Source organism: Arenibacter catalasegens (assembly GCF_002909235.1).
Classification (GTDB): domain Bacteria; phylum Bacteroidota; class Bacteroidia; order Flavobacteriales; family Flavobacteriaceae; genus Arenibacter; species Arenibacter catalasegens.
The window spans coordinates 75,431-96,565 of sequence record NZ_PHQQ01000021.1 but is presented as its reverse complement, the minus strand read 5'-3'; the positions used below and the strand labels follow the sequence as shown (position 1 = coordinate 96,565).

At 37.9% G+C, this 21,135-nt stretch carries 18 protein-coding genes and 1 other RNA gene; 9 read left to right on the top strand and 10 right to left on the bottom strand.

Annotation, left to right across the window (positions count from 1 at the left end; translation table 11 throughout):
• Positions 1-26: 26 nt before the first annotated feature.
• Positions 27-854: a glycerophosphodiester phosphodiesterase gene (locus CWD90_RS15945; protein ID WP_103477071.1), complete on the top strand. Its 828-nt coding sequence runs from the start codon at positions 27-29 to the stop codon at positions 852-854.
• A gap of 572 nt (positions 855-1,426) precedes the next feature.
• On the opposite strand, the gene CWD90_RS15940 is transcribed toward CWD90_RS15945, so the two are convergent.
• Positions 1,427-1,885, bottom strand: coding sequence for a nuclear transport factor 2 family protein (locus CWD90_RS15940; RefSeq protein WP_192878034.1), 459 nt, complete (start codon positions 1,883-1,885; stop codon positions 1,427-1,429).
• Positions 1,886-2,172: 287 nt separating this feature from the next.
• Between CWD90_RS15940 and panB the strand changes: the two genes are divergently transcribed.
• From panB to CWD90_RS15925, 3 genes are all read left to right on the top strand, one after another.
• Complete coding sequence (gene panB, locus CWD90_RS15935; protein ID WP_103477070.1) at positions 2,173-2,991, top strand: 3-methyl-2-oxobutanoate hydroxymethyltransferase; 819 nt, start codon at positions 2,173-2,175, stop codon at positions 2,989-2,991.
• An 84-nt stretch (positions 2,992-3,075) separates the two neighbouring features.
• Positions 3,076-3,774 (top strand): RluA family pseudouridine synthase, encoded by a 699-nt coding sequence (locus tag CWD90_RS15930; RefSeq protein WP_103477069.1) that lies wholly within the window; start codon positions 3,076-3,078, stop codon positions 3,772-3,774.
• 56 nt (positions 3,775-3,830) lie between these two features.
• Positions 3,831-4,355: a DUF4252 domain-containing protein gene (locus CWD90_RS15925; RefSeq protein ID WP_239986541.1), complete on the top strand. Its 525-nt coding sequence runs from the start codon at positions 3,831-3,833 to the stop codon at positions 4,353-4,355.
• 9 nt (positions 4,356-4,364) lie between these two features.
• On the opposite strand, the gene CWD90_RS15920 is transcribed toward CWD90_RS15925, so the two are convergent.
• Positions 4,365-5,225, bottom strand: a complete 861-nt coding sequence (locus CWD90_RS15920; protein ID WP_239986540.1) for a DMT family transporter — start codon at positions 5,223-5,225, stop codon at positions 4,365-4,367.
• A gap of 9 nt (positions 5,226-5,234) precedes the next feature.
• Complete coding sequence (locus tag CWD90_RS15915; RefSeq protein ID WP_103477066.1) at positions 5,235-6,779, bottom strand: hypothetical protein; 1,545 nt, start codon at positions 6,777-6,779, stop codon at positions 5,235-5,237.
• 147 nt (positions 6,780-6,926) lie between these two features.
• On the opposite strand from CWD90_RS15915, the gene CWD90_RS15910 reads away from it, so the two are divergent.
• Together CWD90_RS15910 and leuB are read left to right on the top strand one after the other, a co-directional pair.
• The gene (locus CWD90_RS15910) at positions 6,927-8,099 is read left to right on the top strand and encodes a 2-isopropylmalate synthase (protein ID WP_103477065.1); all 1,173 of its coding nucleotides are present in this window, start codon (positions 6,927-6,929) and stop codon (positions 8,097-8,099) included.
• Between the two features lies 1 nt (position 8,100).
• Positions 8,101-9,219 carry a 3-isopropylmalate dehydrogenase gene (gene leuB, locus CWD90_RS15905; RefSeq protein ID WP_103477064.1) on the top strand — a complete coding sequence of 373 codons (1,119 nt, stop codon included), beginning with the start codon at positions 8,101-8,103 and terminating at the stop codon, positions 9,217-9,219.
• Between the two features lie 148 nt (positions 9,220-9,367).
• Here the strand turns inward: leuB and CWD90_RS15900 are convergent, their stop codons facing one another.
• Positions 9,368-10,591 carry a TlpA disulfide reductase family protein gene (locus tag CWD90_RS15900; RefSeq protein WP_103477063.1) on the bottom strand — a complete coding sequence of 408 codons (1,224 nt, stop codon included), beginning with the start codon at positions 10,589-10,591 and terminating at the stop codon, positions 9,368-9,370.
• Between the two features lie 217 nt (positions 10,592-10,808).
• Here CWD90_RS15900 and pheT point away from each other — a divergent pair, with 217 nt between their 5' ends.
• Complete coding sequence (pheT, locus tag CWD90_RS15895; protein WP_103477062.1) at positions 10,809-13,235, top strand: phenylalanine--tRNA ligase subunit beta; 2,427 nt, start codon at positions 10,809-10,811, stop codon at positions 13,233-13,235.
• Here the strand turns inward: pheT and CWD90_RS15890 are convergent.
• Positions 13,227-13,793, bottom strand: coding sequence for a fasciclin domain-containing protein (locus tag CWD90_RS15890; protein ID WP_103477083.1), 567 nt, complete (start codon positions 13,791-13,793; stop codon positions 13,227-13,229). The two genes, pheT and CWD90_RS15890, sit on opposite strands and share 9 nt — an antisense overlap.
• Before the next feature lie 249 nt (positions 13,794-14,042).
• Here CWD90_RS15890 and CWD90_RS15885 point away from each other — a divergent pair, with 249 nt between their 5' ends.
• Positions 14,043-14,762, top strand: a complete 720-nt coding sequence (locus CWD90_RS15885) for a hypothetical protein (RefSeq protein WP_103477061.1) — start codon at positions 14,043-14,045, stop codon at positions 14,760-14,762.
• 228 nt (positions 14,763-14,990) lie between these two features.
• Here the strand turns inward: CWD90_RS15885 and CWD90_RS15880 are convergent, their stop codons facing one another.
• Together CWD90_RS15880 and CWD90_RS15875 are read right to left on the bottom strand one after the other, a co-directional pair.
• Positions 14,991-15,920, bottom strand: coding sequence for a hypothetical protein (locus CWD90_RS15880; protein ID WP_103477060.1), 930 nt, complete (start codon positions 15,918-15,920; stop codon positions 14,991-14,993).
• Between the two features lie 26 nt (positions 15,921-15,946).
• Complete coding sequence (locus CWD90_RS15875) at positions 15,947-17,575, bottom strand: ABC-F family ATP-binding cassette domain-containing protein (protein WP_103477059.1); 1,629 nt, start codon at positions 17,573-17,575, stop codon at positions 15,947-15,949.
• Between the two features lie 173 nt (positions 17,576-17,748).
• Here CWD90_RS15875 and CWD90_RS15870 point away from each other — a divergent pair, with 173 nt between their 5' ends.
• Positions 17,749-19,137 (top strand): transaldolase, encoded by a 1,389-nt coding sequence (locus tag CWD90_RS15870; RefSeq protein WP_103477058.1) that lies wholly within the window; start codon positions 17,749-17,751, stop codon positions 19,135-19,137.
• Between the two features lie 143 nt (positions 19,138-19,280).
• Here CWD90_RS15870 and fsa read toward each other — a convergent pair whose 3' ends face one another.
• From fsa to ffs, 3 genes are all read right to left on the bottom strand, one after another.
• Positions 19,281-19,934, bottom strand: a complete 654-nt coding sequence (fsa, locus tag CWD90_RS15865) for a fructose-6-phosphate aldolase (protein WP_103477057.1) — start codon at positions 19,932-19,934, stop codon at positions 19,281-19,283.
• Positions 19,935-20,006: 72 nt separating this feature from the next.
• Positions 20,007-20,816 (bottom strand): SDR family oxidoreductase, encoded by an 810-nt coding sequence (locus CWD90_RS15860; RefSeq protein ID WP_103477056.1) that lies wholly within the window; start codon positions 20,814-20,816, stop codon positions 20,007-20,009.
• 120 nt (positions 20,817-20,936) lie between these two features.
• Positions 20,937-21,035, bottom strand: an RNA gene (gene ffs, locus CWD90_RS15855) — signal recognition particle sRNA small type.
• Positions 21,036-21,135 lie beyond the last annotated feature (100 nt).

Here is a 21,135-nt window from a genome sequence, read left to right as displayed (position 1 = left end):
ACTTAATTACTTATATGATCTAACCAATGCATAAATATGCCGCCATAGCCCTGTTCTTTATTCTATTAAGCTTTAGCGGGGGCTATGCACAACAGGTACTGCCCAATCCAAAAAATGGCAATACCTATGTAATAGCCCATAGAGGTGAACATAACGGGATTCCGGAAAATTCCCTGGCGGCCTATCAAAAAGCGATCGATTTGGGTTGCGATTTCGTAGAAATTGATGTAAGGACCACCAAGGATGGTGAATTTGTAAGTGTCCATAATGCTACCATAGATGCCTACGTAATAGGAACATCGGGAAAGGTAAGCGACTTCACCTTGTCCCAATTGCGCACTCTGGATATTGGAATAAAATTAGATGAAAAGTGGAGCAATACCAAGATTCCAACCTTTGAGGAAATCCTATTGCTTTGCAAGGGAAAGATTGGCATTTACTTGGATCTAAAGGAAGCCGCCCCTCAGGCTTTGATCTCCATGATAAAAAAATATGGCATGCAAGAGGCCATAGTTTGGTATATCTCTGCTAAGGACCACCAAACATTAATGGAAATTAAAACATATTGTCCAGAATGCCTTATAATGCCAGATCCAGGTGAAAAGAGAAATATTAAAAGGGTCATTAGTGCTTATGAACCAAAGATTATGGCCTCCGATATAGGCCATATCTCAAAATCCTTTGTGAAACAACTACATAAAAATAAGGTTAAGGTATTTGTAGATGACAATGAGGATGACCCCAAGAAATGGCATCACGAATGGCAACAACTACTCAAGCTTGGCGTGGACGGTATTCAAACCGATCAACCCGAAGCCTTGATTGAATTCCTTTCCTCCCAGGAAAATCGCTAATTATTTTTTCAAAGATTTCCTAAAAATAGGACCTTGGCCAAGTCAATTACCTCAGGGCAAACCTGTCGGCCGACAATGGCAGGCTACCCCCCTCCCAAGGAGGGGAATCTTTTTAGATTAAACAATAATAGCAACTAACTAGTTCCCTCCCCTTGGGGGAGGGTTAGGGAGGGGTCCCTTGGGGAAGGCCTGCCCCGCATTTTGGCGGGGGTTAGGGGTGTGTTTTATTCCTATGAACTCCAATCTTCCCCCTAGGCTCGGGCTTGCAATCCCTTCTGTCTCCTCCGCTTACCAGCGAAGGATCCACCTTCCCTTAACCAAGGGAAGGAGCTTTTTTATTATCGTTCATTCCGAATTCTTATTCAAGTCCTCCCCCGGACCCCTCTTTTCAACATCACCATAGATTATATTTATAATACAAATCTAAAGGCCGACAAAGGCAGGCCCAGAAGGCATCGGATGGAAACTACTGATAACATTTCAACCCCGCCCGAAAGGCACTGGCAAGCGTAGGAGCCATCAAATCTCACTTAGTGAGTAAAAATAGATTTACCTGACCCAAAGCCTATAACCTAATCACAGCCTTCCTTTCTTCTGGTATCGATCAAATAAATGATTTTCCAAACACCCTCTCGGTTGAAGAGTTGAAAGGAATTAACGCCACAATGACTAAAGGTATCGTTCACCCAAAACTCATAGTAAGTCCAGGCGTTCGCCATAGGGCCATCAATTTGGATATTATAGGATTTAATTCTTTCTTCAAATTTTGTGGTGGCCGGAATGGACACAATCGATTTCAGAAATTGACTAAAATTTTCGATCCTAACTTCCTCTAAACCATTTCCATTTCTTCCTATAGTCTGCATTACAATATCCTTGGAAACCGTTTCCTTTATAGCTATTGAATCCTGTTGGTGAAACGCTTCAAAAAACGAAGCAATAGTACTTCTCACCTGCTCCTCTCCCCCATTCTGAGCTTGCATCCCAAAAGTGAACATAAAAATTGAAAAGAAGGACCAAATTTTATACATGTCAATAGAGCTTTTAGTAGTCAACTAAAAATAATCAAAAAAAACAAAACCCATAGGAACACACCGTGCCCAGATTAAATATGAACTAGCATAACCTTATTTTCACCTATAAACATCCTATTTTGCAACCGAATTTTGCCATATCCGGCTGCCCTATCCTTATCATTCAAATCAAAAATGGCTTCCCCTGCGTACAACAGCCAATATTCTCAATTTCAAACAAAAAGTTTAAACAACTTAAATTTTTGGAACAAATCATTACTTTTATCCTACCAAAAATAAAATAAATGTCTACTGCCAAAAAAGAATACAAAAGAGTTACTGTAAAATCTCTCGTTGATATGAAAAAAAACGGTGAGAAAATATCCATGTTAACGGCTTATGATTATTCTATGGCCAAAATTGTTGACGCCGCCAACGTAGATGTAATATTAGTAGGCGATTCTGCCAGTAATGTCATGGCCGGACACGAAACCACCCTGCCCATTACTTTAGACCAAATGATTTACCATGCCTCCTCTGTAATCCGTGGGGTAAGCCGTGCCCTAGTGGTTGTGGATTTACCTTTTGGGAGTTATCAAAGTGATCCAAAAGAAGCGTTGCGTTCTGCCATCCGAATCATGAAGGAAAGTGGCGGCCATGCAGTAAAGGTTGAAGGTGGCCAGGAAATCAAGGAATCGGTCAAAAGAATTTTGAATGCTGGAATTCCGGTCATGGGACATTTGGGCCTAACACCACAATCCATTTATAAATTCGGGACTTATACGGTCAGGGCAAAAGAGGAAGACGAAGCCGTTAAACTAATTGAAGATGCCAAACTATTGGAGAAAATGGGCTGTTTTGGTATAGTCCTTGAAAAAATTCCTGCCAAGTTGGCCAAGGAGGTTGCAGAAAGTGTCTCAATTCCTATAATAGGCATTGGGGCGGGAAATGGTGTTGACGGACAAGTTTTGGTGATTCACGACCTACTGGGAATTACCCAAGAATTTAATCCCAGGTTCTTAAGGAGGTATCTAAACCTATATGAAGAAATGGGTAGTGCCATTTCAAGATATGTCGATGATGTAAAAACAAGGGACTTCCCGAGTGACGAAGAGCAATACTAAACCATTCTTAAGATTACACTCTAAAATGCAAGCCATGTTATGTATTAATTTTGGCTTTTGAACTAGAAAATTAATTCTACCTAAGTGTCCACAAAAATCATTTCTACTCCTAAAAATCTTCAGGTATTGTATGAAGACAATCACCTAATAGCCATCAACAAAAGGGCAGGCGATATTGTACAAGGGGATAAAACAGGGGACACTCCGCTAAGCGAGGTTGTAAAACAATATATTAAAACAAAACACAACAAACCGGGTAACGTTTATTTGGGGGTGGCACACCGGTTAGATAGACCAACAACAGGTATAGTAGTCTTTGCCAAAACTTCGAAGGCCTTGCCCAGACTAAACAAATTGTTTGCGGAAAAGGATGCCCAAAAAACCTATTGGGCCGTGGTCAACAAAATGCCAGAAAAAGAAACGGATACCTTAATCCATTGGTTAAAGAGAAATACAAAACAAAATAAATCCTACGGTCATAAAAATGAAGTCCCCGAAAGCAAAAAAGCCATTTTAGACTATAAGGTCATCAAGAGTTTAGATCGTTATTTTTTATTGGAAATCGATCTAAAAACGGGTAGGCACCATCAGATCAGGGCACAACTGGCAGCCATAGGATGTGCTATTAAAGGTGATTTAAAATATGGTTCGGACCGAAGCAATAAAGATGGAAGTATCCACTTGCACGCAAGAAAACTTTCTTTTATACACCCTGTAAAGAAAGAAATACTTCAACTTATAGCCCCGCCACCCGAGGATAGTGTTTGGAATGCATGTACGTAATTTTCACTACATTTAACAAAAGGCATCGCCGTAATTACAACGCAAAACATAGTTTTATGGGCAAGACAACACTATTTATTTTGAGTATAATGCTTTTAGTCTCCTGTGGAAGTTACAATTCTATAGATACCTTTTACGAGGCCCATAAGAACGACAACCAGGTTACCGCCATCCGTGTGCCCCATTTTATGATATCGCTGTTAAGTAATATTTCCCCGGAAATAAATGCCCTGATAGGCAATACCAAAGATTTAAGGTATATGCAGTTTCCCTTGGCGACCCCTGCAAAGGCAGATTTTCTGAACAAACAAATGAATGGTATTACCGGAAATTCCTTCATCGAGATTTTTCGTAAAAATGATGATTTAAAACGTTCCGTAATTTCTGTAAGGGAACGTAAAAATTCGGTAAAAGAAATTTTAATATTCAACAACAATACTAAAAGCGGTTCCTTCCTTTATTTTAATGGCGATTTTGACCCTGTTAAAGTCCGCGAAATGGCAAAAAACAATCAGTTTGAAAAACTTACCGAAAGCTTGATCAAAGAGTATAATCCAAATACCCCTGCTATAAACAATTAGTGTATCTAATTATTTATACGACCGCACGCTCTCTATTACCACAGAACTTAAAATAAGTACGCCTCCCATAACCGTTGTCCAACTAGGAATTTCTGAAAGGAAAACTATTCCGATCAATATCCCATATATAGGTTGTATACTACTTAAAATACTCACGGTAGTAATGTTAAAGTGTTTAAAGCAATTTAGGAACAAGGTATGGCCAATGGCGGTTGTAAACAAGGCCAAGGTTAATAGTGCCGGCCATTGATCGCTTATAGCTTCAACATTATATATAAAAAAAACAGGCGCCAATATAAATCCTACTATCCCCGTTTGATAGGTCATCATCAAAGATCCATTATAATGTGCCGCTCTGGACTTTAATATAATATTTCTAATGGCGTAGACCACTGCCGAAAAAACACCCAGGCCCACGGCAATAACATGGGAATTGCCAATATCAAACTCGGGTGCCAACAAATAAATACCCGCCAATACCAAAAGCCCCAAAACAAAATGTATTCTTTGGAAGGGCGTTTTTAAGATCAACGGTTCCAACAAGGCCGTTATTATAGGATAGGTGAACATGGATAACATACCTATTGCCACATTGGACAGTTGCAGGGCATAAAAATAGGTCAACCAGTGAATTCCCATAAAAAGGCCACTTAAAAAAATTATGGGTCGATCTCTTTTTGCGATATGGAACGATATTTTTTTCCATTTACAATAGAGCAATAAGAACAAAAATGCCAATCCCGCCCTACTGGCTATAGTAACCGGCACCGGTAATTGCACATATCTTCCCAGAGCTCCTGAAGTACTGATAAATAACATGGCCAGATTAATCTCCAGCAGATGGTTTAAGTGAAGGCTTTTACTTTTCAAGAATAAATTTTATCTGGTAACGGACATGGCCTTTTCTTTTATAATCTGTGCTACGGGCTTGTTTTGCAAATGACTTTCCAGCCAAGAGATTATGTCCAAGTATAAAAAGGCACGTTTTTCATAAGGATGGTTTTCGTATTTTTTTAAATCATCATATAACTTTTGGAATTCAATAGGCAGTTCATGTGGGAAAATATCGCCCAAGCGTCTTAAAAATTTGATCATTTCCTTTTGTACGGCATGTAGGTCGTTCATTTTCAACAAAAACTTGTAGGTGCTTTTTAATTGCACTTCCAAGTGATAATCCATACCGGCCTCATAATGGGCAATAAGGCTTAAAACACGAGCAAAGCACATTAGATCTTCACGCATTTTAAGATTCTTGTTGTTAATGATTCGCTTTAAATATTGGATACAGGTTTTATTATCTCCAATACCAAAATAGAGACAGGCTATCTTATAATACAATACCATAACATGATGCTGGTCTATTCTGTCCTTGTGCTTATTAATACCGTATTCTACAATTTTGACCAAATAAAGGCCCTTTTCAAAATTACCTTCCAGAAAATGAAGGTTTAATTTATTTGAATTGATATACAAAAATGCTAAAGAGGCTATATTGTCATTGTCAGGAAATTCTTTACTGCCGACAATCTTTTCCAATCTCTCCAAAGTTTCCTTGAATTGGGAGCCATATTTTACATAAAATAAGGATTCCAACAAATAATTGTTGCCCTTTAAAAAAAATACAGGGTTAAGATGGATCATTTCTTTATTTTCGTAAAATAGATCTACCCATTTGCTGGAATATTTATAACAGGACAAAAAATCCTGTGTCAGAAAACTGTACCAAAGATATGCCTTGTATAGCCAAAGTTTTTCCCTAAAGCCCAGGTCTTCAATCTTATATTTTGGCAGGTGTTTTTCGAAATATTTCTGAACTCGTTTAAAATCCTCATCGCTTCTTACATAGCCAATTTTTAGCATCTGCCCATAGAGCTGGAGCGCTAAATTGGATAATTTACTGGTGATAACGTTTTGTGCCGAAAGTTGCTTGGCCTGTACCGCTAGTTCATCTGCCCTATCCGGAATACTACGGGTAATATATTGGGTCTCGATCAACTTTTCAAATTCCACAATTTCGTAGGCTACGTTTTTCTCCTCATTTTCAATAGCGGTAACCTTGGCCTTGTCCAATATTTTAAGGCTTTGCTTATAAAGTCCCTTTTGGTAAAGAATGGTAGCAAAATCCAATTGTTCCCGTATCTGCACCCTAATATTTTGGTTTACGGGGTTAAGTCTTAGACTTACCAAGATCTGTTTATACAAATGGGCCTTTAGATTGGACAACTGTGCCTTCTTCACTATCCCATTTTCCAGTATTAATCTTTCATCATATACCTTAATTTTATCCATTAAATTAAAAAGAGCAAGAAATTTGGCATCGGTATTCACCCCCAAGCGACCCACATACAATTTAAATTGTCGTTTCTCTGACTTGGATAGTGATTTGACCAGAACGAATAATGCATCTTTATGCGCATTTGTCATCGTAATAATAAAGGTTTATGTAATTGATATTCAGTTATTTAAATACTCTAAAAAGTTATTTAACGTTGTAAATGCCATTTTGCGATTTGGACTAGAAAACCTACTAGTACTATATTCGTATAGCGCACATAAAATTACGTAAATATAATGAGCAAAGAAAAGGTACATATTTTTGACACAACACTTAGGGATGGAGAGCAAGTACCCGGATGTAAATTGGATACTAGCCAAAAATTAATTATCGCCGAAAGATTGGATGTTTTAGGGGTAGATATCATAGAAGCAGGTTTTCCTGTTTCAAGTCCAGGGGATTTTAAGTCTGTGCAGGAGATTTCAAAAATTGTAAAAAACGCAACGGTATGTGGTCTTACACGTGCTGTTAAAAAAGACATTGAAGTTGCGGCAGAGGCATTGAAGTATGCCAAAAGACCAAGAATACATACAGGTATCGGAACTTCGGAATCCCATATTAAATTCAAGTTCAACTCCAATAAGGATGCCATAATAGAAAGGGCTATTGATGCCGTAAGTTATGCTAAATCCTTTGTTGAGGATGTAGAGTTTTACGCAGAGGATGCAGGTAGAACAGACAACGAATTTTTGGCTAGGGTTTGTGAGGCCGTTATAAAGGCCGGGGCAACCGTATTGAATATTCCTGACACTACCGGTTATTGTCTGCCTGATGAATATGGGGCAAAAATAAAATACCTCAAGGAAAACGTAACGGGTATTCATAAAGCTATTTTATCCTGTCATTGTCATAATGATCTAGGATTGGCCACTGCCAACTCTATTTCCGGTGTTATCAACGGTGCCAGACAAATTGAGTGCACCATTAATGGCATAGGAGAACGGGCAGGGAACACCGCCTTAGAGGAAGTGGTAATGATACTAAGACAACACCCTACCCTAAATTTAGACACCAATATCAATAGTAAATTGTTATATGACACTAGTCAGATGGTATCTCAAAAAATGGGAGTATATGTACAGCCCAACAAAGCTATTGTAGGAGCAAATGCTTTTGCCCATAGCTCAGGAATTCATCAGGATGGGGTAATAAAAAATAGGGAAACCTATGAAATAATAGATCCAGCAGATGTTGGGGTTAACGAGTCTTCCATTATCCTAACTGCCAGGAGTGGTAGAGCTGCATTGGCATATAGGGCCAAAAATGTAGGTTACGAACTTACCAAGGTCCAACTTGATGTAGTTTATCAGGAATTTTTGAAATTTGCAGATAGGCAGAAAGAAATTTTTGACGAGGACATCCATGATATTGTCATTGCCAGTGGTATTAAAATAAAAAGTATAGCTTAAAATGGATATAAAGATTGCTCTTTTAGGTGGAGATGGGATTGGTCCAGAGGTCTTGGCACAGTCTGTTAAATGCTTACAGGCGGTTGAAGAAACCTTCAACCATCATTTTACCTATACCGAAGGGCTAATAGGCGCCGTTGCCATGGATAAATATGGCTCTCCTTTGCCCAAGGAGACCCTTGATCTTTGCAAGGCCTCGGATTCCATTCTTTTTGGTACTATAGGTACCCTAAAATATGATGATAACCCTAGTGCAAAAGTGCGGCCCGAACAAGGGTTGCTACAACTGCGAAGGGAGTTACAACTTTTTACCAATATAAGGCCAGTAAAGGTTTTTCCCACATTGGTAAATAAATCCCCATTAAAAAAACACGTTATTTTTGGAACAGATTTCGTAATCTATCGTGAGCTTACCGGGGGAATCTACTTTGGTGAAAAAAAACTGAGTGAAGACGGTACCGTAGCATCTGATTTATGCGAGTACTCCGAAAAAGAGATAAGCCGAATTGCCCATTTGGCTTTTAAAGCCGCTAAGGGGAGACGAAAGAAACTGACACTGGTAGACAAAGCCAATGTTTTGGCCACTTCTAGGCTATGGAGAAAAGTGGTGACCAGAATCTCAGAAAGCTATCCAGAGGTGCAACTGGATTTCCTCTTTGTAGACAATGCTGCCATGCAAATGATGTTGAAACCCAGCGAATTTGATGTTATCCTTACAGACAATATGTTTGGGGATATACTATCTGACCAAGGTAGTGCCATCTGTGGATCCAAGGGATTACTGCCTTCTGCCTCTATTGGTAATGAACATGCCATGTTTGAACCTTTTCACGGCTCCTACCCTCAGGCCGAAGGAAAAAACATAGCCAATCCCGTGGCATCTATCCTGTCCACTGCTATGATGCTTAGCCATTTTGGATTATATGAAGAATCCAGGGCCGTTGTGGTAGCCGTGGACAAATCCATGAGAAAACATGTAGTTACTAGGGATTTAAGTTCCACAAGCAAATACGGCACGAGTCAAGTCGGCGATTTTATTGCTGGCAATATCATAGATTCTGATGAAAACCTCAATTATAACTACGAAAATATAGGATTGGGAAAATCAACCATCATATAATTTTATCCAAAGATATACGTCAAAAGAGCCGATTTGTTTTTTAGGGAACAACGGCTAGAACGGAATCCATTATTCACAAAAAACACACCTTAGGTTGCTGCTTTTAGCACCCCTATATACATGCGGTGATCAATATGGAGCCATTCCTTTAAGCTTCAAGTAACTGAATAATAAAGCTGTGAAAATCCTTTTTAAAACTATCGTAATTACTGCCAGTTGCAGGGCCGTTAAAACCTGTATATATTTTTCGCACCTCTCCCATTTTGTCTATTATAATAGTAGTGGGAAAGGAAAGTATATGATTCAACATGGGTAATTTTTTTTGGGCCATTTCCTTGTCAATCGTGCCGTATTGGGCCAACAGTATGGGATATTTAACTCCAATTCTATCCTTGAGCCTATCTATAGACCTAAATGCCGCTTCCTCTGTTTTTGCATACTCAAAGGCTAGTGCAACAACGGCCAGCTGTTCATGTGAATATTCTTTTAAATATTCTACTAGAAACTTAGTTTCATCCAAACAATTTGGGCACCAAGTTCCCATAACCTGAACGATCACAACCTTATCCTTAAAAATGGCGTCATCCAAGGAGACCAACTTGCCGGCAGCATCAGTAAAGGAAAAACTTAGTTTGTCATATCCCTTTTTCAAATAGGTCAAGGATTCTGCATTGGGCAATTCGAAATTGTCATTTCGTTTAGCAACAAATGGTTCCTTAGAATGATTCCCAGAGTAAAAAACCCCAACCATGGAACTGTCCGTGGCGCTAGCTTTAAATAAATAGGCATGCGCTCCATCAAAGGTTGATAATTTTATAGAATCGCCACTATGGATTCCCTCCAAAAACCGATAATCCCCTGTCATGGTCCTAAAAGTACCGTAAATCTTGTCATCCACTTGACTAAAGATACCTTTCGCCATATAGCTTTTCTCCATAATTGGTTTAAACTCTACCTCCCAATCCCCCGATATATTTGTAATTGGTATATCTGCCCTTTTAAACCGCTCCTTTATCCCATGAATGGCCTTAAAAGGCAAAACCCTTGCCTCATTTTCTTTGACAAATTTTCCATTTATTTCATGAGCGGTATATTTCCCGGCCAAATACCCTTCAAAAACCGGCATTTTAATAATCACGGAATCTCCCTCTACCTTAATTTCGTCTACTTTAATAGTCTCATCGGCATTGTACAGTTCTATGTTATACTTATCATCTCCCAATCTTATAAGCCTAAAGTTGAACGGCAATATCTGCTTATCCCCTACCTCCACTTCAGCCAACCAAAATCCCTCTGTTAAATCCACTACTTCCCCGTCCTTACAGCTATAACAAGCGATAAACACAAAAAATATGAAGAATATTCTCGTCATGATTAACAATTATAATATTAAACCTAAGGGGGAAATCTATATTGGGGGGAAGCTCATACCGATTCTCAAATTGGAATTGAGAACTAAAAGATGGTATTGGGGAATTAGTAGGCTTAAGTAACGAAAATTTTTGGATAATAAAAAATAAACATTCGATCGAATACGTATTGAATGTCTTATTGCATTGTTTTATATTTGGGGTCTTTAAAAATACTCAATGAAAATATCTTACAACTGGTTAAAACAATTTTTAAAAATTGACTGGGACTCCAATAAGACAGCTGAACTATTAACTGACTTGGGCCTGGAGGTTGAGGGTGTTTCTCCTTTTGAATCTGTCAAAGGCGGATTAAAAGGAATAGTTGTTGGCGAAGTGTTAAGCTGTGTTAAACATCCCAATGCTGATAAATTAAAATTGACCACCGTAAATGTTGGCGGCAATGCTCCGTTACAAATTGTCTGCGGTGCGCCCAATGTAGATGTTGGACAAAAGGTGGCAGTTGCCACAATAGGCACAACCTTGTATACAGCCGAAGGGGAGGCTTGGGTAATTAAAAAAGGAAAAATTCGCGGAGAGGAAAGCCATGGTATGATCTGTGCCGAAGACGAATTGGGATTAGGAGAAAGCCATGACGGAATTATGGTATTGCCAGAATCTTTAGTGGTGGGTACACCTTGTTCAGAGGTATTTGAAATTGAAGTAGATGAAATATTTGAAATAGGACTTACCCCAAATAGGGCCGATGCCATGAGCCATTTTGGAGTAGCGAGGGACTTAAAAGCGGGATTTAAGCAAAAGGACATCCTTAAGGAATTGATTACGCCACCGGTTACCAATTTTAATATCATAAACCGATCATTAAAAATAGACGTAGAGGTCGTAAAAAGCGAATTGGCCCCAAGGTATTGTGGTATAACTATAAGTAATCTTATTGTACAACCTTCACCCGATTGGTTAAAAAATAGATTAAAATCTATTGGAATCACTCCCAAAAATAATGTAGTGGACGCTACCAATTATGTACTGCACGAATTGGGTCAGCCCCTACATGCCTTTGATGCTGCCAAGATAAAAGGCAACAAAATAGTGGTAAAAACACTTCCAAAAGGAACCAAATTCACCACCTTGGACGGGGTTCAGCGTATCTTAAACGAAGAGGATCTGATGATATGTGATACGGAAAAACCACTTTGCATTGCCGGGGTATTGGGCGGGCAAAATTCTGGAGTTTCCGAAAGCACAAGTAGTATATTTTTAGAAAGCGCCTTCTTTAATCCCGTATCTGTTAGGAAAACCGCTAAAAGGCATAGTATAAGTACGGATGCATCCTTCCGTTTTGAAAGAGGTATTGATATAGACAATGTTGAATATTGTCTAAAACGTGCTGCATTATTGATCCACGAAATTGCTGGGGGCGATATTACATCGGACATTGTAGATATATATCCCAAAAAGAAGGATGACTACCATGTATTCTTAACTTTCGACAAAATAAATAAACTAATAGGTCAGGAAATATCTAAGGATACCATTAAATCTATTCTAGCCTCGTTGGACATTAAAGTGAAAAACGTTACGGAATCCGGTCTAGGATTATCTATCCCGTTTTACCGTGTGGATGTACAAAGAGAGGTTGATGTTATAGAGGAAATTTTACGGATTTTTGGATATAACAATGTTGAGTTCAAAGAGAAATTGAACGCTTCCATTGCCCCTACTTCTAAATTTGAAGATTACAAGATCCAAAATATTATAGGTAATTTTTTAGCGTCTAAAGGATTTAATGAAATCTTGGCGAATAGCCTAACCTCCCCTGCCTATAACAAATTATCAGAGGATATTAGGGACGAACATACCATTACCATGCTGAACCCCTTAAGCACGGATCTATCTGTGTTGAGGCAATCTATGTTGTTCACCGGTTTAGAGGCCATTGCCCACAATAGCAATAGGCAGATGCAAAACCTTAAAATTTTTGAATTCGGTAAAACCTATCATCAATATCAAAACAAGAGAGAGGAAAAAAAGCATCTAAGCATGCTTGTTACTGGAAATAGATTAGAAGACACTTGGACAACATCAGCTCAAAAGGCCGATTTCTTTTACCTTAAATCCATTGTTAAAAATCTCCTTTCTAGATTGGGTCTTACGGAACTTAATTCACAGCCAAACTCAAGTGATATTCTATCTGAAGGAATTTCCTTAAGAATAGCCAAAAGGGAAATTGTGGCTCTTGGAGTAGTAAAGAAATCTGTTTTAAAGGAATTCGATATCAAAGAGGAAGTCCTATATGCTGATTTTGACTGGGATTATATATTGGAGGCCATTTTACATAATCAGATAACCTATAAGGAAATTCCAAAATATCCCGAAGTAAAAAGAGACTATGCACTTTTAGTGGACGAGATTGTCACTTTTAAGCAAATTCATGATATCGCCCTGCAGACCGAGCGAAAATATTTAACCAATGTGAATTTATTTGATGTTTATAACGGTAAAAATTTACCCGAAGGCAAAAAATCATATGCCGTTGGTTTCACCTTGCAGGATGGAAATGGCACCTTGACCGATAAGCAGATAGATAAGATAATGAATAAGCTATTGCAGCGTTATGAAAGTGAATTAGGAGCCGAATTAAGGTAAATTTGCCATTGACAGTGAATTGGGAAGAATTACACTATCTATTTCGTGAATAACCCCATTGCATTGCTTAGCGTCGGCACTGGTAATTTTAGCTCTGTTCCCGGACTTGTCCATTAGCACAATATCCAATCCCTCCATAGATGCATAAATTTTATCGCCCTGTACCGTAGTAAAACTTGCTTTGCCGTTACCGTTGCACATTGCCTTTAAAATTTTGGAAGCTGTTATATTACCGGCGACAATGTGATAGGTTAAAAGTGAAAATAATTCCTTTTTGTTTTCAGGTAACAACAATTCCTTCAAATTTACCTTAGATAGCTTTTTAAAGGCCATATCCGAAGGTGCAAAAACCGTAAAAGGACCGTCCTCATTCAATATCTTATCCAAGTTGGCCGCCTTTACCGCTTCCAATAAGGTAAAATGATGTCCAGAATCAGCAGTACTTTCAACAATGGAGCTCTCCTTCTGTAAAAAGCGATTTTCCTGGTAGGAAGTTTGTCCGTAATTAATGGAAGTTATAAAAAATAATAGAGCGCAAAGGGACACATAGCTTTTCATTTGTTCTGGGGACTTGGGATTACAAAAAATCGATGAAAGGTTAATTTCGTCGACAATATACAACATTAGACCTGAAGTAATAAAAAAAGTTATTAACCAAATTTGAAGTGGCATAATATTAACACTTTTGATGCTAATCCCCTAAATTAAAGCGCTTCTAAGGGCCTAAATCGAATATTTAACGCACTGAATTAAAATTGAAAACAGTATTTCCTTAACTTTATACTAATTGCTAAAAAAGGATTTAAAATGTTATTGAGAAGAACCAATATTCAGGAAAAGCTTATTCTGGCAAAACGACAAGACCCATCGGCAGATCAAATTCTAGATGAAGTTTATAATCTTATAACCAAAGAAAAGGTTTCTCAAGAAAGAATTGAGTTGAACATAAAAAGTAAGGATACCAGAATTGACAATGCCTTTAATATTGATTTACTTGAATCCACTGGCATTTATCATATTCGTCACATAAAGAAAATAGCGATAAATTATAGGTTGCGTTTTCTGGATTCCCATTATTTTAAAGGAGAAATTCCACTTGAAGCTATTTCCAAAATCAAAAAAATGGAAAAGGACCACGGATTGGAAATAAAAGGATTTAAGATTCTTGCCCCCTCTAAACTTTTTAAACTGGAAGACAGGGATGACCCTATCTTGTTCGCTCCTATGGGTAACGACTATTACTATTTGATTCATAAATGGGGCCGAGATTTACATCCTTTAAGGAAATTATTGATGTGGCCTTTTAAGAGCCTTATAAATCTTACCGCCCTAATAATGGCCTTTAGTTATTTTGTAACGCTATTGGTTCCTAATGGCTTGTTCTCAAAGGAGAGTTCAAGTCTTCAATTTTGGGTAATCTTCTTTTTTATGTTTAAATGCATTGCCGCGGTAGTAATTTTTTACGGCTTTGCTTTGGGCAAAAATTTCAATCCGGCTATTTGGAACAGTAAATATCTTAAAACCTAAGGACAATTTAATTTTAATTCTGTAGGTATCAATTGAGGAACAATTCCATTGGTATACCATCCAGATCAACATTATCCAAAAATTTTGGGTCAGGTATTGGTTTTATCCTCAATAGTCCCCCTTTATCACTTTCCCCTTTTTTCTTATACCCAATCAAAATCAAATTGTTTTTGGAATCATAGGAAACCATAGTAGTATCTTCTATTTCATATTTAAGGTTTCGCTCCTCTAGGGTAAGAAAATTTTCATATATATATAGAGAATAGATACATTTTCCTTAAAATCGTAAACCGCGGCAATATGGGGATAAGAACTTTTTGAACCAGACTCCATAGGGTAATACAAGGTCTGTTCCCCGAAAAATTCCGATTTGGCATATCCAAACCCAGGTTCTTTCCCCAATAAATAATTTGTGGTAATTCCCAAAATCATTGTTTTCCCATCAAACAGGCTATGTAAATGGGGATAACTTACCAGAATATTACCCAAGCCATCCTTTGAAATTTTTAAAACATCCGTTCCCAAGTTGGATTCATGGGTAATAGCCCCACTATCTATATCTATTACGATCATAGCATATTTGTCGGTAATATCAGTATCCCATGCCAGAACAAATACCTTGTTACCGGAAACTAATATTTGCTTTGGTTCCTTAGCCAATTTCACATCCGTATAGGGGCTTTGATTTATAGATAAATCCAAAATCCTTAAAATATAGTTGTCTTTTTTAGTATTTGAAGGAGCAACAAAGGCTACAAAAGCCTTTGCTTCCGAATAAGCCATGGACCTTACAAGAAAATCGCAATTTATATCCTCCGAGAACACAATGGTGTTTACAACCGAATTATCACCGAAGTCATGAATTTTTAATGTACTGCTACAATCCACCTGGGAATTATAGAAACCCATTGCCGAGCCATTCCTATAGCTAAGTTCCGGCAATGGCACTAACTCAAAATTACTTTTGTCGGTATTAACGGTTATACCATCCGTATCGGCATTTAAATAAGCACTTTGTAAAACACCGTCCTTTTTCAACAAAACGGTATAGTCAGCTGTTAAGTTAAGAGATTCGATATCCTTGTCTCCTACTCCTTCCTCAGAACAGCCCATGGCAAGACATGCAATAATTATGCATGTTAATATGTAGGTTTTCATAAAGTAAGAATTTGGGCCAAATAAAACTACACCGGGACCGCGTACATTTTGTTCCGCTGTTCCTTTATAGTCTTATCGGACATATAATCATCAAACGACAAATAACGGTCAATATTACCTTTAGGTGTCAATTCTATAACTCTATTTGCCACAGTTTCAGCGAATTCGTGATCATGGGTCGTAAATAAAACTGTCCCTTTAAAATTCTTTAAGGAATTATTAAAAGTGGTAATACTTTCCAAATCCAAATGGTTAGTGGGTTCATCCAACATTACAACGTTGGCCCTCATCAACATCATTCTACTTAACATACAGCGTACTTTCTCCCCTCCGGACAGCACCGTACACTTTTTCAAGGCTTCTTCTCCACTAAACAACATTTTCCCCAAGAAACCTCTAATATTAACTTCTTCCCGTTCTTCCTCTGTTTTTGCCCATTGCCTTAACCAATCCACTAAATTGATGCCTTCGTTAAAGAAGGATGCATTGTCCGCTGGCAAATAAGACTGATTGGTAGTAACTCCCCACTGAAAGGAACCGTTATCTGCCTTTCTATTGTCATTTATAATTTCATAAAACGCCGTAGTTGCCCTTGAATCCCTTGAAATTATTGCCACCTTATCTCCCTTGGCCAAATTAATATTGACGTCCTGAAATAAAACCTCACCCTCTTCCGTTGAGGCCGAAAGCTTTTCAATGTTCAAAATCTGATCGCCGGCCTCTCTTTCTCGTTCAAAAATAATGGCGGGATAACGCCTGCTAGAAGGTTTAATATCTTCAATTTTCAATTTGGACAACATTTTCTTTCTAGAGGTAGCCTGCTTGCTCTTTGCAACGTTGGCACTAAACCGCTGAATAAATTCCTGTAATTCTTTGGCTTTCTCCTCTGATTTTTTATTTTGTTGTGCCCGTTGTCTTGCTGCTAATTGACTACTCTCATACCAAAAAGTGTAGTTTCCCGAGTAAAGGTTCATCTTCCCGAAATCTATATCCCCTATATGGGTACAGACCGAATCTAAAAAGTGTCTATCATGGGAAACCACTATTACGGTGTTCTCATAATCTGCCAAGAAATTTTCCAACCAATTTATGGTTTCATAATCCAAGTCGTTGGTAGGCTCATCCATAATCAATACATCCGGATTACCGAACAAGGCCTGGGCCAATAAAACCCTAACCTTTAGCTTGGAATCCAGGTCGCCCATTAAGGTATAGTGAAACTCTTCCGTAATACCTAAATTGGATAATAAGGCAGCAGCGTCGCTATCGGCGTTCCAACCGTTCATTTCTTCAAATTGCACCTGTAACTCCCCTATTCTATCAGCATTCTCATCGCTGTAATCGGCATAAAGGGCATCTATCTCTTTTTTAATCTTGAATAAAGGCTTATTGCCCATTACCACACTCTCCAAAACCGTATACTCGTCATGGGCGTTGTGATTTTGCTCTAGGATAGACATCCGCTTCCCTGGCTCTAAATGAACATGACCAGATGTTGGATCTGTTTGTCCTGATAGAATCTTCAAGAATGTGGACTTTCCCGCTCCATTGGCTCCAATAACACCATAACAATTACCTTGTGTAAAGGAAACATTTACTTCATCAAAAAGAACCCTTTTCCCAAATTGCACAGATAAATTTGATACTGACAGCATATATAAAATTTTAAAATTTGTGCAAAAATAACAAAAATAAACCCGTTCAAGCAACTATATTACAACGCCTTTAAATAGCATTTTAACTTAGTCCCTGTAGTTTTAACTCACAATTAACAGCCTGTATCTGTTGAGTTTATTAGATTTGTTTACTATAAAGTAGCTATTCTCATATGAATAAACCTTTACTATATTCCTTTCTTATCGCATTAGTAGGTTGCGGTTCGATAGAAAAAAAATCCCCTAGTGTCTTTTTTGCTGGTGAAATTGTAAATCCAACTAGCGAATACGTTGTTCTATTCAAGGACGATATCGTGATTGATTCCGCTAAACTGGATGATGAGAATAGGTTTGCCATTAAATTGGATTCAGTTAAGGAAGGTTTATATCATTTTGACCATAACCCAGAACTCCAATACGTATACCTGGAAAAAGGGGACAGCCTAATGATCCGATTAAACACCGAGGATTTTGATGAATCATTGATTTTTTCCGGTAAAGGGGAGGAAATAAATAATTTTCTATTAGATCTCTTTTTAACCACGGAAGCTGAGCCATCATTCATATATTCCTTTTCCCAACTTGGTCCGGATGACTTCAATTCCAAACTGGATTCACTTAAAGGAATAAAGGTTAACTCCCTGAACGAACTTGTAAAGGAAGTGGCGCTATCTCCCAAAGCTTTAGAAATGGCCAAGGCCAGTATAGATTACAACTATTACATCTATAAGGAAAAATATCCTTTTTGGAACAGAAGAAAAACTGGAAATACGACCATTCCGGAGTTGCCCGCCCATTTTTATGATTATAGAAAGAACTTGGATTACAACAACGAAAATCTGGCATATCATAGATATTACTATAATTTCATGAAAACCCACTTCAATAATTTATCCTATATGGGTTGTTATTCGAAATGCAAGGGTGAACATTATGCTATTATTAATAATAAATTACATTTTAATCAGCATAAACTAAAACTGATAGATAGCTTGGTAACTGAAAGGGATTTGCGTGATAATTTATTCAGAAACGTAGCTATGGATTATCTGATCAACATCCATGACACCGATGCGAACAATAGAATTTTTATTGAGGAATTTCATAAACTATCGGGAAATAACCGACACAGTGCCGAAATAGAAGCTATTTATGAAGGTGTCAACAATTTGCAACCGACGAAGAAATTGCCCAATATTTCAGTTTTCAACACTAATGGCGAATTAGTGACTCTCCAAGAAATTGCCGAAAAAGAAAAAAACACAGTGTTCTATTTCTGGTCCGGCACCCAGAGATCCAATTTTGAGAATGTTCTTAACCGTGTTGCCCTATTAACGGAAAACAAACCTGAGTACACCTTTGTTGGAATAAATTGCAACACGGACGCCTTAAGATGGCAGTCCTTATTAAGTACGAATCAATTGGACATGGACAAACAATTTCGCACCGCCGATTTTGAAAATTTGAAAAATGCCTTGGTCATTGGAAGCCTCAATAAGGGTATTATAACCAAAGACGGACTTATCGTGGATGCTTTTGCCAATCTTTATAGTAGTTTTTAATTGGCCTAGATTTAAAGGGTAGGCGCTTTTAATGGAGCTAAGTATCCCGCTTATCAAACAACCCAAATCACAATATAAAATAACAAAGCCTCTTGAACGATTAAGCAAAAGAGGCTTGTTTATATTTATGATTAATTTGAAATCTAGTTTCCTTTTTGGTAGTCTTCCAAAAATTTTGCCAAACCACTATCCGTTAAAGGATGCTTTAGCAAACCTTCTATAACTGACAAAGGTCCAGTCATAACATCTGCACCTAACTTGGCGCAATCGATCACGTGCATTGTATGTCTAACAGACGCAGCCAAAATTTGAGTCTGAAAGTCATAATTATCGTAAATGTGTCTAATTTCTGAAATCAGGTTTAATCCGTCGGTAGAGATATCGTCCAATCTACCAATAAATGGTGAAACATAAGTAGCACCTGCCTTAGCAGCCAACAAAGCCTGTCCACAAGAAAACACTAGGGTACAATTTGTTCTAATTCCCTTATCCGTAAAATATTTTATAGCTTTAATCCCGTCCTTTATCATAGGAACTTTAACTACAATTTGCTCATGTAGTTCTGCCAACTCCTCACCTTCTTTGATCATTGATTTAAGGTCTGTTGAAATAACCTCTGCGGATACATCGCCATCCACGATATTACAGATATCCACATAATGCTTTAGGATATTGTTTCTTCCTGTAATCCCTTCCTTGGCCATAAGGGATGGATTTGTGGTTACACCATCCAATACTCCTAATTCCTGGGCTTCTTTTATCTGTGCTAAATTAGCGGTGTCAATAAAGAACTTCATGTTAATTGCTTTTTAAATTATTAATTTGAAAGATATGTCTATTTGCAAGTCAACCTTTTTGGTGATGCAAAATTACAATTTATAATGGTTCATAAGGAGTTTCTCATATACTTTGTCCGGTAATATTTTTTTAAGAAACAATGAGAACTTTTGCATGAACTCCCCTACCTTATAGTGAACTTTAGGTTTTTTGGTACTTATAATTTTGAATACCATATGAGCCACCAACATAGGATCTTGGCCAGCATCCACATGCTGGTTCATCATTTCCAAGGTGTTACCGTAAGGTTGTTTGTAAGGTGAATCCTCCAATATTGGTGAATGATAGCGACCAGAGGCTATATTGGTGGCAAAATCGCCAGGGGCCAAGTTTGTAATGTTAATTCCAAAGCCTTTAATTTCCATTCGTAGTGCTTCTGTCACCAACTCCAATGCACCTTTGCTGGCCGAGTAAATACCTCTATACGGCAACCCCATATAACCGGCAATGGATGTAATATTAATAATAAGACCACTTTTTTGAGCTCTCATATGCGGTAAAACCGCTTTGCACATGTGTAAGGGACCGTTAAAATTGGTGTCGAAAGCTTTTAATATTTCGGAATGTGGTGTTTCCTCTATGGGCCCAGTAATTCCAATTCCAGCATTATTTACCAAAACATCTACTCTACCTTCTTTGGTAATCAACCTGGAAATAGCACTCTGTATACTTTCTGGATTTCTAACATCCAGTTCCAAAAGTTCAAAATCTGTAAAATCAGGATAGTTGGCCACCTTTCTTGTAGTACCATAAACCTTAAAACCCTTTGATTTTAAATAAATACCGATAGATTTTCCAATTCCCGAAGAACCTCCCGTAACCAGCACAACCTTTTGCTTCATCAATAGAAAATTAAGGTTGCAAATTAACGAATAAAAGAGGAATTGAAGTTGTTAAAGGAGTTATATCTGGGTAATGACACGCAAAAAAGCTGAAATTGTTTGCTCATTTTAGGGCACAAAAAATGGCAAGCTACCTACATCGCACCGCTACAACCATATACCCTTGCTGCGTTCCCACCCTGGGGGATTCTACAGGAGCTGGTCGTGTAGGACTTGCCGATGCAAATATACAATGTTTTATTTTTTTTGCAATCGTTTTCAGGTCTTAATTTTATTAAATATCTTGCCCTTAAAAGTCGCCACATTTATTTCTATATAG

Excerpts from the sequence above, each read along its gene's own strand:
- CWD90_RS15945 (WP_103477071.1), top strand. The coding sequence starts at position 27 with ATGCATAAATATGCCGCCATAGCCCTGTTCTTTATTCTATTAAGCTTT.
- CWD90_RS15940 (WP_192878034.1), bottom strand. The coding sequence starts at position 1,885 with ATGTATAAAATTTGGTCCTTCTTTTCAATTTTTATGTTCACTTTTGGG.
- panB (WP_103477070.1), top strand. The coding sequence starts at position 2,173 with ATGTCTACTGCCAAAAAAGAATACAAAAGAGTTACTGTAAAATCTCTC.
- CWD90_RS15925 (WP_239986541.1), top strand. The coding sequence starts at position 3,831 with ATGGGCAAGACAACACTATTTATTTTGAGTATAATGCTTTTAGTCTCC.
- CWD90_RS15915 (WP_103477066.1), bottom strand. The coding sequence starts at position 6,779 with ATGACAAATGCGCATAAAGATGCATTATTCGTTCTGGTCAAATCACTA.
- CWD90_RS15910 (WP_103477065.1), top strand. The coding sequence starts at position 6,927 with ATGAGCAAAGAAAAGGTACATATTTTTGACACAACACTTAGGGATGGA.
- leuB (WP_103477064.1), top strand. The coding sequence starts at position 8,101 with ATGGATATAAAGATTGCTCTTTTAGGTGGAGATGGGATTGGTCCAGAG.
- CWD90_RS15900 (WP_103477063.1), bottom strand. The coding sequence starts at position 10,591 with ATGACGAGAATATTCTTCATATTTTTTGTGTTTATCGCTTGTTATAGC.
- pheT (WP_103477062.1), top strand. The coding sequence starts at position 10,809 with ATGAAAATATCTTACAACTGGTTAAAACAATTTTTAAAAATTGACTGG.
- CWD90_RS15890 (WP_103477083.1), bottom strand. The coding sequence starts at position 13,793 with ATGAAAAGCTATGTGTCCCTTTGCGCTCTATTATTTTTTATAACTTCC.
- CWD90_RS15885 (WP_103477061.1), top strand. The coding sequence starts at position 14,043 with ATGTTATTGAGAAGAACCAATATTCAGGAAAAGCTTATTCTGGCAAAA.
- CWD90_RS15880 (WP_103477060.1), bottom strand. The coding sequence starts at position 15,920 with ATGAAAACCTACATATTAACATGCATAATTATTGCATGTCTTGCCATG.
- CWD90_RS15875 (WP_103477059.1), bottom strand. The coding sequence starts at position 17,575 with ATGCTGTCAGTATCAAATTTATCTGTGCAATTTGGGAAAAGGGTTCTT.
- CWD90_RS15870 (WP_103477058.1), top strand. The coding sequence starts at position 17,749 with ATGAATAAACCTTTACTATATTCCTTTCTTATCGCATTAGTAGGTTGC.
- fsa (WP_103477057.1), bottom strand. The coding sequence starts at position 19,934 with ATGAAGTTCTTTATTGACACCGCTAATTTAGCACAGATAAAAGAAGCC.
- CWD90_RS15860 (WP_103477056.1), bottom strand. The coding sequence starts at position 20,816 with ATGAAGCAAAAGGTTGTGCTGGTTACGGGAGGTTCTTCGGGAATTGGA.